This is a genomic window from Brevundimonas sp. (assembly GCF_044239655.1).
Lineage (GTDB): Bacteria > Pseudomonadota > Alphaproteobacteria > Caulobacterales > Caulobacteraceae > Brevundimonas.
Genome location: NZ_JBIIAY010000006.1, coordinates 12,870 through 26,412, shown reverse-complemented (window position 1 = coordinate 26,412; position 13,543 = coordinate 12,870). Strand labels below are relative to the sequence as shown.

At 68.9% G+C, this 13,543-nt stretch carries 14 protein-coding genes; 7 read left to right on the top strand and 7 right to left on the bottom strand.

Going from position 1 to position 13,543, the window contains the following annotated elements; all coding sequences use genetic code 11:
• Positions 1-79 precede the first annotated feature (79 nt).
• Together ACILQR_RS01785 and ACILQR_RS01780 are read left to right on the top strand one after the other, a co-directional pair.
• On the top strand, positions 80-541 hold the full coding sequence (locus ACILQR_RS01785) for a hypothetical protein (RefSeq protein WP_395649810.1): 462 nt from the start codon (positions 80-82) through the stop codon (positions 539-541).
• Positions 538-834, top strand: a complete 297-nt coding sequence (locus tag ACILQR_RS01780) for a winged helix-turn-helix domain-containing protein (protein WP_395649809.1) — start codon at positions 538-540, stop codon at positions 832-834. Before ACILQR_RS01785 ends, ACILQR_RS01780 begins: the two co-directional genes overlap by 4 nt.
• On the opposite strand, the gene ACILQR_RS01775 is transcribed toward ACILQR_RS01780, so the two are convergent.
• Entirely contained in the window at positions 831-1,988 is a 1,158-nt protein-coding gene (locus tag ACILQR_RS01775; RefSeq protein WP_395649808.1) for a GNAT family N-acetyltransferase, read from the bottom strand. The genes ACILQR_RS01780 and ACILQR_RS01775 overlap by 4 nt on opposite strands.
• Positions 1,985-2,443: a RidA family protein gene (locus ACILQR_RS01770; RefSeq protein WP_395649807.1), complete on the bottom strand. Its 459-nt coding sequence runs from the start codon at positions 2,441-2,443 to the stop codon at positions 1,985-1,987. Before ACILQR_RS01770 ends, ACILQR_RS01775 begins: the two co-directional genes overlap by 4 nt.
• Before the next feature lie 93 nt (positions 2,444-2,536).
• On the opposite strand from ACILQR_RS01770, the gene ACILQR_RS01765 reads away from it, so the two are divergent.
• Positions 2,537-3,469 carry a hypothetical protein gene (locus ACILQR_RS01765; protein ID WP_395649806.1) on the top strand — a complete coding sequence of 311 codons (933 nt, stop codon included), beginning with the start codon at positions 2,537-2,539 and terminating at the stop codon, positions 3,467-3,469.
• Between the two features lie 177 nt (positions 3,470-3,646).
• On the opposite strand, the gene ACILQR_RS01760 is transcribed toward ACILQR_RS01765, so the two are convergent.
• Both ACILQR_RS01760 and ACILQR_RS01755 read right to left on the bottom strand, forming a co-directional pair.
• A complete protein-coding gene (locus tag ACILQR_RS01760; RefSeq protein WP_395649805.1) occupies positions 3,647-4,387 on the bottom strand; it encodes a polysaccharide deacetylase family protein in 741 nt (246 codons plus the stop codon).
• Positions 4,388-4,410: 23 nt separating this feature from the next.
• Positions 4,411-5,685 carry a DNA polymerase IV gene (locus tag ACILQR_RS01755; protein ID WP_395649804.1) on the bottom strand — a complete coding sequence of 425 codons (1,275 nt, stop codon included), beginning with the start codon at positions 5,683-5,685 and terminating at the stop codon, positions 4,411-4,413.
• Positions 5,686-5,965: 280 nt separating this feature from the next.
• Between ACILQR_RS01755 and ACILQR_RS01750 the strand changes: the two genes are divergently transcribed.
• Together ACILQR_RS01750 and ACILQR_RS01745 are read left to right on the top strand one after the other, a co-directional pair.
• A complete protein-coding gene (locus tag ACILQR_RS01750) occupies positions 5,966-6,331 on the top strand; it encodes a response regulator (RefSeq protein ID WP_271147129.1) in 366 nt (121 codons plus the stop codon).
• A gap of 6 nt (positions 6,332-6,337) precedes the next feature.
• Positions 6,338-7,702: a PleD family two-component system response regulator gene (locus ACILQR_RS01745; RefSeq protein WP_395649803.1), complete on the top strand. Its 1,365-nt coding sequence runs from the start codon at positions 6,338-6,340 to the stop codon at positions 7,700-7,702.
• Positions 7,703-7,708: 6 nt separating this feature from the next.
• Here the strand turns inward: ACILQR_RS01745 and ACILQR_RS01740 are convergent, their stop codons facing one another.
• Genes ACILQR_RS01740 through ACILQR_RS01730 form a run of 3 tightly spaced genes read right to left on the bottom strand, consistent with a single transcriptional unit; the run spans position 7,709 to position 11,379 of the window.
• The gene (locus tag ACILQR_RS01740; protein WP_395649802.1) at positions 7,709-9,043 is read right to left on the bottom strand and encodes a S41 family peptidase; all 1,335 of its coding nucleotides are present in this window, start codon (positions 9,041-9,043) and stop codon (positions 7,709-7,711) included.
• A 12-nt stretch (positions 9,044-9,055) separates the two neighbouring features.
• Positions 9,056-10,645 (bottom strand): ATP-binding protein, encoded by a 1,590-nt coding sequence (locus tag ACILQR_RS01735; protein WP_395649801.1) that lies wholly within the window; start codon positions 10,643-10,645, stop codon positions 9,056-9,058.
• Entirely contained in the window at positions 10,642-11,379 is a 738-nt protein-coding gene (locus ACILQR_RS01730; RefSeq protein ID WP_395649800.1) for a response regulator, read from the bottom strand. Before ACILQR_RS01730 ends, ACILQR_RS01735 begins: the two co-directional genes overlap by 4 nt.
• A 127-nt stretch (positions 11,380-11,506) precedes the next feature.
• Between ACILQR_RS01730 and ACILQR_RS01725 the strand changes: the two genes are divergently transcribed.
• Both ACILQR_RS01725 and ACILQR_RS01720 read left to right on the top strand, forming a co-directional pair.
• Positions 11,507-12,172 (top strand): hypothetical protein, encoded by a 666-nt coding sequence (locus tag ACILQR_RS01725; protein ID WP_395649799.1) that lies wholly within the window; start codon positions 11,507-11,509, stop codon positions 12,170-12,172.
• Positions 12,173-12,225: 53 nt separating this feature from the next.
• A complete protein-coding gene (locus ACILQR_RS01720; RefSeq protein WP_395649798.1) occupies positions 12,226-13,533 on the top strand; it encodes a S41 family peptidase in 1,308 nt (435 codons plus the stop codon).
• Positions 13,534-13,543: the final 10 nt, after the last annotated feature.

Here is a 13,543-nt window from a genome sequence, read left to right as displayed (position 1 = left end):
TTTCCGATCCGGAAAGTTCTGACTTGCCAAACTGGAAACTGACGCTACTCTTTCGGTATTGGAAAGTGAGGCTCGTCCCATGACGCACGAAATCCCCCCGCCCGAACCCAACCCGCACGAGGCCCTGGCCTCGATCCAGGCGGCGCGCAGTCGGGTGGTCCAGAACGCCGACTATCCCGTCGGCTATGACATCGCCTACGGCGGCGTATGCGCCCTGCTGGTCGCCGGTCAGGGAATGCCCAGCCCGTGGTCGTTCATCGTCTTGCCGATCGCCCTCGGAGGGCTGGCCCTGATGATCGCATGGTGGCGCAAAAGGGTCGGCTGGTGGGTCAACGGCTATTCGCCCAGACGCGCCCGCTGGGTCGCTTTTGGCCTGCTCGCCCTGTTCCTCGCTCTGATCGGTGTGTCGCTCTACGGCCGATATGTCGGGCCGTGGTGGCTGTTCCTGGTCTCGGGCGGCATCGGCTGGGTCTCCGCCGCCCTGGCCGGTCGTCTGTGGATGCGGGTGTGGCGCAAGGAGATGTCGGAGGAGGCCTCGTGAAGCCATCTCCTGTGCTCGATCCCGTCATCCATGCGCCGGGCCGGCTCCAGATCTGCGCGATCCTGTCGAGCGTCGACGACGCCGAGTTTGCCATGGTCCGCGATGCAGTCGGGGTGTCCGACTCGGTCATGTCCAAACACGTCAAACTGCTGGAAGAGGCCGGCCATGTCGCGGTATCGAAGGTCGCTTCAGGCGGCCGCCAGCGGACCTGGCTGAAGCTGACGTCGGGGGGGCGCAAGGCGTTCAAGGACCATGTGGCGGAGCTGACCCGGCTGGCGGGCCTTGGTGCCTAACCCTGCCGATACGGCGACATCTCCATCGTCATCTCCTCGATCCCCTGAAGCACCGCCGGCCGTTCGCGGTCGAGGTAGTCGGCGACGGCGTGGCGCAGGCCGCGGTTCTCGATCCAGTGGGCGGAATAGACGGGGGAGGGCAGATAGCCGCGCGCGACCTTGTGCTCGCCTTGGGCCCCCGCCTCGACGCGGGACAGGCCGCGCGCGATGGCGAATTCGATCGCCTGATAGTAGCAGAGCTCGAAATGGAGGAAGGGCACCTCCTCCAGCGCGCCCCACTGACGGCCGTACAGGGCGTCGCGGCCGATGAAGTTGAGGGCACCCGCGATGGGCGTCCCGTCGCGGAAGGCCATGACCAGGGCGATCCGCTCGGCCATCGTCTCGCCGATCATCGAGAAGAAGGCGCGCGTCAGGTAGGGGCGGCCCCATTTGCGCGACCCGGTGTCCATGTAGAAGGCGAAGAAGGCGTCCCAGTGCGCCTCGGTGATCTCGGCGCCGGTCAGGACGCGGATGTCGAGCCCGACCTGGGCGTCGCGGCGTTCGCGGCGGATGGTCTTTCGCCGGTTCGACGACAGGGCAGCGAGGAAGTCGTCGAAGGTGCCGTAACCCCGATTGCGCCAGATGAACTGGGTGTCAATGCGGGGCAGCCAGCCGGCCTCCGACATGGCGCGCCAGTCGGGCTCGGTCGGGAAGTTGACGTGGACCGACGACACGCCGCTCTGTTCGGCCAGGCCTTGCGCGCCCTCGATCAGGGCGGCGCGGACGACGCGGGGGTCCGTGTCAGGGTGGGCGAGGAAGCGGGGCCCGGTCGCGGGGGTGAAGGGCACGGCACCCAGCAGCTTGGGATAGTACCGCCCGCCCGCCCGCTCATAGGCGTCGGCCCAGGAGTGATCGAAGACGTATTCGCCCTGGCTGTGGCCCTTCAGATAGAGGGGCATGACTCCGAGCACGGCGCCGTCATCGGCGGTCAGGGCCAGGTGACGTGGACCCCACCCCTGGCGCGGCGCGGCGCTGCCCGACGCCTCGCAGGCGTGCAGGAAGTCGTAGCTGACAAAGGGGTCGCCGGTCGGGGCGGCACAGGCATCCCAGGCCTCGCGGCCGATGGCGGCGATGGTGTCGTGGACGTGGATGGAGAAGGCCGCCTCGGAACTCACTTCACCTCGACGATGGCATCCACTTCCACCGCGAATCCGAGCGGCAGCTGATACACGCCGACGGCTGACCGCGCGTGTTTGCCGGCGTCGCCGAAGACCTCGACCATCAGGTCCGAACAGCCGTTGATGACAGCGGGGATGGCGGTGAAGCCCGGGCCGGCCTGGACGAAGCCGCCCAGTTTCACGACCCGCACGACCCGGTCCAGATCGCCGTCCAGCGCCGACTTCATCTGGGCGATCAGGTTGATGGCGCACAGGCGGGCGGCGGCCTGCGCCTGCTCCGGGGTGACATCGACCCCGACCGTACCCTTGATCCCGCCGGACGCATCGTTCGAGAGCTGGCCGGAGATGTGCAGCAGGTTGCCCGTCTGGACGAACGAGACGTAGCTGGCGACCGGCTTGGCGGGTTCGGGAAGCTCGACGCCGAGTTCGGCGAGGCGGGCGGTGATGGACATGGGAAGCTCCGGAGGTTTGGCCGGGGTTTAGCGCACGGCCGTCAGGGCGTCAGCCTTAAAGGTTCGCCAACCCGTGTGTGTCATGGTCGCGCCATGGAAATGCTCAGCCCCTCTCAGGTCGAAGCCTTCAAAGGCGTCCAGCAACGACTGGCACCCGACCTTCTGAACCGCGTCCTGACCGCTTCGGTCGAGGCCGTCTATCCGGCGCAGGCCTCGGCCAGCCACTGGAATTTCGACCTGCCCTCCCACGCCGCCGACGAGGCGCTGGGACCGGATGCCACCGACGCCATGCGCCGCGCCCTGGTGGCGACCTGGGTGCTGGAGATGGCCGAGCGGGTCGAGACCGCCGCCCTGCCGGTCGAGGTGCATGAGCTGTATCCGTTCTGGCTCGACAAGCTGGCGGCGTTCCTGACGGAAGCGGCCGACGGTGATGCCGAATACGACCGCGACCACTATGCCAAGGATGTGCGGTTCGCCCTGGTGCTGAGCGTGCCGGGGGCCAAGACCCAGACCATCGACCTGTCGTCCCCGATGGGACCGGGCCAGGTGGTTCGGAACGGCCGCGACGGCTATGGCTGGTCGCAGGTCCTGGCCTATGCGAAGGCGCAAGGGTGGAAGAAGCCCTGGCTTGAGGTCCACACCGAAAGCCGCCACACCGACGATTTCACCGAGGCCGGCTGGGACCGCGCCTGGGCCACGGCTGCCGCGATCTGCAAGACCCGGCCCGAACTGGCCGGGATGATCGGGTCGAGCTGGTTCTACGATCCGCCGCTGGAAACCATCTCGCCGCGCCTGGCCTATCTGCGGGTCAATCCGCTCAAGGGCGGGGCCTTCATCATCCACCAGGGCCCGGCACCGATCCATTCCGAACGCTGCGGCGCAACCTCGCCGACCCGACGCGCGATGATCGAGAGCGGGGAATATCTGCCGCGCTCCTGGCTGGTCGCCTGGCCGAAATCGACGCTCATCCCGTGGGCGGAAGCACGCAAGGCGGCGATGGCGGAGCAGGAAAAGCAGGCGGCCTAGATTTTCCTTCTCCCCTTGCGGGAGAAGGTGGCAGCCGAAGGCTGACGGATGAGGGGTTACGCCGGAGATGACGGTGAGCGACCTCGAGCCCGAAGCCGAATTTCAGGGTCGGCATGACCCCTCATCCGACCTCGCTCCGCTCGCCCACCTTCTCCCGCAAGGGGAGAAGGATAGAGTCTACGCCGCCACCCGTTCCCACCCCGCGCCCACCGGCAGGATGTCCAGATCGGCGGCTTTCGCCAGGCGGATCACCCGATCCAGGTCGTCGGGGGTGCAGCCGTAGGGGGTGGGGCCGTCCATGACGTCGTGGCCGTAGGCGATCAGCCAGCCTTTTGACGCAGCAGTGTCGGCCATCATTCTTTGGAGGTCATAGCCCGGCAGGCGGCGGCTTTCGAGGCCGATGGCCTGCAACAGGTTACGGTCGGCGGACCCTGAGTTGATGCCGTCGCGCACGCCCCGTCCGCACAGGAAGCGGCGGTCGATCACGGCCTTTGAGCCCAGGGCCGCGTCGCCGAACGGGTAGGCGAAGGTGGTCATGACGTGATCGTCGAGGCGTTCGGCGACCCAGGCGGCGTTGCGGGCCAGGCTGGCGTCGAGCTCGCCGGGGCTGAGAGTCAGGGTCGAGACGTGCTCATAGGTGTGGCAGCCGACCTCGTGACCGGCCTCATGCAGGGCCAGCAGGTGGTCGGTCTCGAACTGGGGCAGGTCCATGTTGGACCCGCCGGCCAGGCCGCCGCAGACATAGTAGGTGGCCTTGATCCCGTGCTCGGCCAGGATCGGCCCGGCCTCGGTCCAGGCCGTGACGGGGATGTCGTCGAACGACAGACTGAACACGCCGCGCGCGGGGGCGATGTCCACGGGACGGACGTCGAGATAGCGACCGGCGCGGCGACGCATCTTGTCGATGAAGGCTTGCATGGGGGCAGGGTAGCGGGAGCGGGTTAATCCGGCCCTTCCGCAGGGCGTTTCAACGCTCGCCCCGCGACCACTGCGTCCTTGCCGAACTTTTCGCGGAGTTTGTCGATAGTCGTCTCGGTCTTGAGGATGCGGGTCTGGTCGGCGGCGAACAGGCCAGTGGGGGCGTCCACGGCGTCGGTAACCTCGGCCATGCCGATGCCGATCAGGCGGTAGGGACGGCCGAGTTCGGGCTTCAGCAGGTCGCGGCCGATGGCGAACAGGGCGCGCGCCGTCTGGACCGGATCGGGAACGCTGATGCGTCGGGTGACGATCTTGAAGTCGGTCCGGCGCAGTTTCAGCACGATGACGCGACTGGCGACGCCGTCGCGGCGGGCCTTTGACGCCAGCTTCTCGCACAGGGGCCAGAGTTCGGCCTCCAGGTCTTCGGCGGTGGTCAGATCGACGTTGAAGGTAGTCTCGGCGCTCATGCCCTTTCGGTCATGTTCGGGCCGCACCGGCCGGGCGTCGCGGGCATGGGACAGGTCATGCAGTCGCAGACCCGTCTCGCCGTATCGCCGGACCAGATCCTTCAGGTCGGCGGCGGCCAGGTCACCGATGGTATTGAAGCCGTCGCTGTGCAGGGTCTTTCCGAAGACGGGGCCGACGCCGGGCAGGGCCGTGACGGGGCGGGGGGTCAGGATGGCGACGGCATCGCGGCGATTCACGACCGAGAACCCGCGCGGCTTGTCCATCTCTGACGCCATCTTGGCCAGGAAGCGGTTCGGGGCCAGGCCGATGGAGACCGACAGGCCGGTTTCGTCCTCGATCCGCTTCTGGAGACGGATGAGTTGCAGGGCGGCAGGGCCGCCGTTGAGGCGTTCCGTCCCGGCCAGATCGATCCAGGCCTCGTCCAGCGACAGGGTCTGGACCAGCGGCGTCAACTCGCGGACGAAGCCGAAAATGCGGCCGCTCTCGTGGACGTATTTGGTAAAGTCGGGCTTGATGACGACAGCTTCGGGACAGGCCTTCAGCGCCTTGAACATCGGCATGGCCGAGCCGACCCCGTACAGCCGGGCGACGTAGCAGGCCGTCGAAACCACGCCCCGCACCCCGCCCCCGATGATGACGGGCTTGTCGCGCAGTTCGGGCCGGTCGCGCTTTTCGACCGAGGCATAGAAGGCGTCGCAATCCAGGTGGGCGATGGTCAGGGTGTCGAGTTCGGGATCGCAGACGACGCGCCGCGAGCCGCATAACGAACAGCGCTGCGTCAGTTCGCCTCCCGTCCACAAGCAATCGCGGCAGATGGCCTGGATGGCCAAGATGGCAGTTCCTTAAACTCGTCATCCTCGGGCTCGTCCCGAGGATCCAGACGCACGGTATTGCATGTGGTGCGCGATGCCAGCCACCGGGAGTCTGGACCTTCGGCACAAGGCCGAGGGTGACGGAGGCTGTGGATAGAGCCTTTGGTCGAATCCCGGTGCCGGTCGGCACCCGCTTCACGTGACCTTAAGAGTGGAGGGCGCAGGTTGCGAGGACAGAAGGCGAAGACGCCTCTCGAGAATCGCGCCGCCAAAACGGGGGCGGACAGGCCGGGTGATGATGTCCAAGAAAGTCCTCATCGTCGAGGATAACGAGCTGAACATGAAGCTGTTTCATGATCTGCTCGACTCGCAAGGGTACCAGACGCTGCAGACCCGCGAAGGGTTGCAGGCGATGGCCCTGGCGCGTCAGCATTCGCCCGATCTGATCCTGATGGATATCCAGCTGCCCGAGATCTCGGGGCTGGAGGTGACCAAATGGCTGAAGGACGACGAGGAGCTGGCGCATATCCCGGTCATCGCCGTCACGGCCTTTGCCATGAAGGGCGACGAGGAGCGGATCCGGCAGGGGGGTTGCGAGGCCTATATCTCCAAGCCCATCTCGGTGATGCATTTCCTTGAAACCGTCCGGAAGCACCTGGGGTAAAGTGTAATGACCGCGCGTATCCTTGTGGTCGACGACGTGCCCGCCAACGTCCGGCTGCTCGAAGCCAAGCTGACGATCGAATACTATGACGTGGTGTCCTGCCACGACGGCCAGACCGCGCTGAAGCTGGCGGCGGCGGAAAAGCCCGACATCATCCTGCTGGACGTCATGATGCCCGGCATGGACGGGTTCGAGGTCTGTCGGCGGCTCAAGGCGGATGCCGAGACGCGGCATATTCCGGTGGTGCTGGTCACGGCGCTGGACGGGCGCGAGGACCGGATCAAGGGGCTGGACGCCGGGGCCGACGACTTCCTGACCAAGCCGCTGGACGACGTGGTGCTGTTCGCGCGCGTGCGTTCGCTGGTGCGGCTGAAGCTGATCATGGACGAACTGCGCGAGCGCGAGGAGAGCGGTCGGCGGATGGGGGTCTCGACCGACGGTGCCGCGCGGTTGCGGGGGTCTGGCGGCCGGGTTCTGATCGTCGACGACAATGCCCGTCAGGCAGCCAAGGTCATGGAAGAGCTGTCGCGCGAGCATCGTCCGGTGATCGAAACCGATGCCGGGGCGGCCCTGGTGGCGTCACGCGGCCTGATCGACCTGATGATCGTCAATATCGCGGCCCAGGGCTTCGACGGCCTGCGGCTGATCGCCCAGATCCGCTCGGTCGAGGCGACCCGGCACCTGCCGATCCTGGCCATCGTCGAGACGAGCGAACGGCCGAGATTGCTGAAGGCGCTGGAGCTGGGCGTCAACGACATCCTGTCCCGGCCGGTCGATTCCGAGGAACTGGCGGCGCGGGCCCGGACCCAGATCCGGCGCAAACGCTATACGGACTTCCTGAGGGAAAAGCTGGACTACAGCCTGGAGATGGCGGTCACCGACGCCCTGACCGGCCTGCATAACCGGCGCTATATGTCGGGTCAGCTTCAGGCCTTCGTGCAGCGGGCCAACCACGGCGGCGATCCGGTGGCGGTGCTGGTGCTCGACATCGACCACTTCAAGGCAGTCAATGATGGATTCGGCCACGACGCCGGCGACGAAGTGCTGAGCGAATTCGCCGTGCGACTGGCCACCAATGTGCGCGCCGTCGACCTGCCCTGCCGTCTGGGCGGGGAGGAGTTCGTGGTGGTGATGCCCGATACCAGCCTGGAGGACGCGCACCGCATCGCCGACCGTATCCGCCGTGACGTCGGCTCGGCACCGTTCCGCGTGATGGGCGGGCGCGAGCATCTGACCATCACCGTCTCCGTCGGGGTGGCGGCGTCGCTGGGCGAGGGCGACACGCCCGAGGCCCTGCTGAAACGCGCCGACGAGGGCGTCTATGAGGCCAAGGCCTCGGGCCGCAACCGGGTTATCGCCCGGGCCGCCTGACCGGCCTCAATCCGTTCGCCGCGCGCGCATCGGCGGGCCGCCGACCGCGATCAGGTCGAAGCTGACGGCGCGACCGTCCTGAACCGTGAATCGATAGCGCCGCGACGGATCGCCGACCACGCTGAACAGGTCGTTGCCGAGTGGGGCCAGAACCACCGGAGGACGGCGGCCGCTCATGATGGCCAACTGCCCATCGACCAGGCCCACTGTCCGTTCGCCGTAGGTTCCGATGTAAGAATTCAGATCGACGGGCGCGTTCGAGGCCCGCAGCGCCTCCAACGCCCAGGCCGCGTCGGTGTGTTGGCTGTCGTTCGAGACGATGGCCTGGAGCGCGAGTTCCTGCGCCTTTCCCAACGCCTGGTCCCAGGGCGTGGCGACGTCGGGCTGGACCCCCGTGCCCTCCCAGTTTCGCCCGGTGATCGGATTGACCGGCGAGCCGCCCGAGACGAAGACCGCGAACCCGCCTCCGGCCGGCACCATCCCGCCCGGATTGGCCGCGCCGCGCGTGGCGTCGCCGACGATGGTGGCGCGCTTCGCCGCCTGCATCGTGTAGGGAAAGGCTTCCGCCGCCGACCCGGACCGGGCGCTGGTCAGGATATAGACCGGTGTGGTCAGGCGCGGTTCGGGAAAGAAGACGCCGGGGGCCTCGCTCTCGGTCCCTTCGCGGCTGTGAAAGATATTGTAGATCGGCGCATCGGCCGGGGTGAAGGCGCTGACCAGATAGCCGACCATCGATGGGGCGCCGCCGCCGTTGTTGCGCACGTCGAAGATGACCGCATCGGCACCTGCGACGAAGGCCAGGGCACTGTCGGCGGCCTTTCGGGCGGGGTCGGCGGGGTCGGCGAAATCGATACCGTAAAAGCCGGTGATCTCCACATAGCCGATGTTGCCCGGCAGGATTTCGGCCCGACGAAAGCCGTAGTGGTTGCGGGCCTCGGGCGAGGCTCCCGGGGGGCGAGGTCCGGGCGGCGGGGCGAGCGACGGGCCGGGCGCCGGCCGCGGCCCCATGGCGGCGGGATCGTAGACGACGTTGAAATGAGCATCGTCGGGTTCGAGACGCGCGGTCAGGGCGGCGGCGAGGTCAGGCCCGTCGGTCATAGCGTCGAATGTGCCGGTCGCGGCCTCGGCCTCCAGCGCATCGGCGATCCGGGCCCCTTTGGCGGGGTCGAAATAGAGGTCGCGGATGCGGGTCGCGATGGCCGAGACGGTCTGGCGCGGTGACTGCTGTGCCGCTGCCGGCGCTTCCTGGGCCAGGACCGGCAAGGCGATCAGGGGTGGCAAGGCCGTCGCGGCGGACAAGGCGAAAGCCAGGCTCAGGGTGGCGGGGCGAAGGCGGATCATCGCAGGTCTCCGTCAGGCGAGGGGAAGGGTCAGGCGGGCGATCAGGCCGCCTTCGGGGCGGGGGATCAGGACGACGTCGCCGCCGTGGGCGCGCGCGACCTGGCGAGCCACGGTCAGGCCGAGGCCTGCGCCACCCGTCTCGCGATTGCGGGAGCGTTCGGCGCGCGCAAAAGGCTCGAAGACGGTTTCGAGGTCGTCGGCGGGCAGGCCGGGGCCGTCGTCCTCGACCAGCACGACCGCGCGGCCGTCCTCGGCCAGGGTGCTGACGCGGGCCACGCCTGCGTATTTGACCGCATTGCCGATCAGATTGGCCAGGGCGCGGCGCAGGCCGGCGGGGTCACCGGCGACCGCCATGGCCGGGCCGCCGTTGAAACTGACCGGCTCGCCCGTGTCGGCGAAACCTGCGGCACAGTCGGCGGTCAGGGTGGTCAGGTCGAGGGGCTCGCGTCGGTCCGGGGCCGCTTCGCCGCGCACATAGGCCATGGCCTGTCCGATCAGGGCGTCCATCTCCTCGACGTCGGCGGCCATCCGGTCGCGTAGGGCCTCGGGGGCCTGTTCGGCGCGGAAGCGCAGGCGGGTGAGGGGGGTGCGCAGGTCGTGGGCGATGGCGGCGACCGTCTGGGTGCGGCGGCGGATATGGTCGCGCAGCTTGGCCTGCATGTCGTTGAAGGCGGCGATGGCGGTGCGCACCTCGCTGGGCCCGGACGGCGTCAGCGGCTCGGCGTCCGGGTCGGCCCCCAGCCGTTCGGCGGCCTCGGCGAAGACGCGGATCGGGCGGGTCAGCCTTCGGGCCATGAACCAGACCAGGGGGGCCAGCAGCAGCATGGATATGCCCATCGACAGCAGCAGCCGGACCTGGGACGGCGACAGCAGGTCGTGGGGGGGCTCGACGACCGCCCAGCGGCCGTCGGCTTGCCGGAAGGAGGCGGTGAAGGGGGGGAAGCTCAGGCGATCGAACACGGCCAACTGATCGACCTGAATCCGCGCCGGGCCGGTCCGGGTCTCCGTGCGGCTGACGACGACACTGGAGACTGCGCCGGCAACCGAATCCGGGACCCGACCGGCTTCGGGCCGGGCAGGGCCCTGGCCTGTCGGGAGCCCGAGGATGCGTGTCGTGGACTGGGTCTCGACAGAGTCTTGCGGCTTGGGCGGGCGCGTCATGACGATCACTCCGCCCGGGCCATACCGCGCACCTCCGCCTGGACCGTCCGGCGGGCGGTGGTCGAACAGGACCCGTCCAGCGCCGTCCCTGCGGCCCCATCCCGGCCCTTGGGCGATCTCGACCTGGACTCTGTCCGGTGTGGTGCCCAGCCTGCGGGCCAGGGTGGTTTCGAGCGCCAGGGTCAAGGGATCGTTCGGCCTGTCCGCTGATCTCAAGGAGGCGGGTTGATCGGCCAGGCGGCGTTTCAGGGCCTTGCCGTCGGTGGTCTCGGCCGGTTCGCCTTTCAGGGCGCTGGCGGCGGCGTCCATGCTGAAGCCCTGCGGCCGGGGCTCGGGGGCGAGGACGACCACGGCGAAGGCGACCGCCTGGGACAGGGTCACGGCGACGGCGACCAGCAGGGCGACCTGGACCACCACGGACAGGGACGCAGGCCGCCTCACCCGCGTCGCCCGATGATGATGGCCGGTCGTTCGACCTTGATATCGAAGCGATAGCCCTCGCCGCGCAGGGTCTGGATCATCTCGAGGCCCGAGCCGTCGTCGAGCTTCTTCCTCAGGCGGCTGATCTGGACGTCCATGGCGCGGTCGAAGACGTCGGCGTCGGAACCGCGCGCGGCCTCCAGCAGCTGGTCCCGGGTCAGGATGCGCGCCGGTCGTTCGGCAAAGGTGCGCAGCAGGGCGAACTCCCCCGCCGACAGGCCGACGACCTGACCGTCCGGCCGGGTCAGCTCGCGCCGCATCAGGTCCAGGGTCCAGCCGGCGAAGCGCAGGGCGTGATCGGCGGGGCCTGTGCCTGCGTCCTCGCGCGGACGACGCAGGACGGCGCGGACCCGGGCCAGCAACTCGCGCGGATTGCACGGCTTGGCCAGATAGTCGTCGGCCCCGAGTTCCAGCCCCACGATCCGGTCGGTGTCCTCGCCCATGGCGCTGAGCATGACGATCGGCGGACCCGCCCGCGACAGCCGGCGCACGACCGACAGCCCGTCCTCGCCCGGCATCATCAGATCGAGCACGATCAGGTCAACCGGGGCCGTTGCCAGCGACCGGTCCATCTCGGCGGCGGAGGCGGCCGTGGCGACCTCATAACCGTGCTGGGTCAGGTAGTCGCTCAGCACCTCGCGGATGCCGGGGTCATCATCGACGACCAGAATGCGGGCGGGGGTATCCAGGGACATCCGATGCTTATGCCGTGCCCGGCCGACAGCGTCATTTCAGAGCTGAAACAATTGTCGGGCGGGCTGAAATCCCGACGCAAGGGGCGCGTGGTGAAAGAAGGCCACAACACCAGGAGGACCCCTGCCCATGCTGATCGCCCTGACCCTCGCCGCCGTCGTTGCCGGCCAGTCCGCGCCCCCCGCGACCGAGACCCGCCACGAGGTCCGCATTGTCACCACCGGCGGCCCGGGTGGCCATCCGGACATGGACAAGAACGACGACGGCTTCGTCACCCGCGAGGAGTTCACCGCACCCCAGACGGCGGCCTTCGACATGCTGGACGCCAATTCCGACGGCCGCATCTCGACCGAGGAGTTCGCCTCCGGCCGCGCCGCCGCCCATGTGATCCTGGGTGGACCCGGCGGTCCTGGTGCGGCGGGTGGGCCGATGCGTTTTCACATGAGCGGACCCGGCGCGCCCGGCGGCCATGGTCCGATGGGCGAGGGCAATGTGACGGTGATCCGTCGCGGCGGCCCCGATGGCGCAATGGCTCACATGGGCCCGATGGGCGCCGGTCGGAATGTCCAGATCCACACGATCGGCGGCCCCGGTCCTGACGGTCCCGGCGACCTCGACAAGGACGGTGACGGCAAGGTGTCGGAGGCCGAGTTCCTGGCACCCCTGCGCGAAGCCTTCCAACGCATGGACGCCGATCGCTCGGGATCGCTCGACGCCGGCGAGCATGGCCCGGGCGGCGGCGGCAACGTCTTCATCATGCGTCGCGGTGGCCCTGACGCGCCGTCTGCGGATTGATCGTCACGAACGTGACTTGAGCGTTCGTGTCAGGCTGACATAGGGTGGCGGCGATGTTTCCCGCCACCCGCTCTCTTCGGCTCCCGAGCCCCCGGCGCCCGGCGCAGGGGCCTGCGCGTGGCCTCGCGCTGATTCTGGCCGGCGTCCTGGCGCTGGCCGGGGGCGTGCCTGCGGTGGCGGGTGAGCTCGCGTCGACACCGGTCGTCGTCGCAGCCCCGCTCGACCGGGCGCGGGCCGAGATGAACCAGCGGGTCTTCGACCGGGTCTGGAGCGAAGTCCGAACCCAGTATTACGACCCGGCGATCCACGGTCTCGACTGGACCGAGGCCCGCCGCACCTATCGCCCCGACGCCCTGGCCGCCCGCGACGACGGCCAACTGTACCGCGTCATCGACCAGATGCTGGATCTGCTCGACGACGATCATGCGGGCGCGGCACCCCCGGCCGTGGCCCGTCGCCAGGATGCCCAGCGGCGTCGCCGCGCCGTGATGGGCGTGACCCTCTATCCCCAGGACGGCGGCGGTTACCGGATCGACCGGGTCCGCCCCGGCTCCCCGGCCGAGGCGGCGGGCGTACGCGTCGGCTGGCGGTTGGCGGGCGACGGCAGCGGCGGCTGGTCCCCGGATCGTGAGGTCGTGGACGGCCGGCCCCTGACCCTGGCCTTCACCGATACCGAGGGCGTGCGTCGCGACGTGACCCTGACCCCGCGCGAGATGGACCCCCTGCCGGCCTTCGTCGCCGACCGGTCTCGGCCCGACGTGCTGGTGCTGCGCATCGAGGGGTTCGAGCCCGGTCTGGGCCGCTGGATGGGCGCGCAACTGGCGGACCTGTCGCCCGATACGGCCGTGGTTCTGGACATGCGTGACAATCCCGGCGGCCTGCTGATGGAGGCCGACGCCGTGTTGTCCTGTTTCCTGCCCGACCGGATGGCCTGGGCGACGCGGACGAACCGGTCGGGACGGTCGGCGACGTTGCGGGTCCAGGAGGCCTGCGGCGGCCGGACCGAGCCGGCGACCAATGCCCTGGCCGTGCTGGTCGATGGATCGAGCCGCAGCGCCGCCGAACTGACCCCCGCCGCCTTGCAGGAGGCCGGGCGGGCCATCGTGGTGGGTGAACGGACGGCGGGGGCGGTGCTGATCTCTCAGGATACGCCGTTGCCGGACGGCGGGCGGCTGACGCTCAGCCGCGCCGATTTCGTGACGGCAGGCGGGGTGCGGCTCGAGAAACGCGGCGTCGATCCCGACCTGGTCGTCGCCGATGCGGAGGGCGAACCTGGCGCGGCGGACGAGGCCCTGCTGGCTGCGATCGCCGCCCTGCGGACCACTTCGGCCGCCGTCGGCGCGAGGCCGGATGTCAACTGAACGGCTGGGC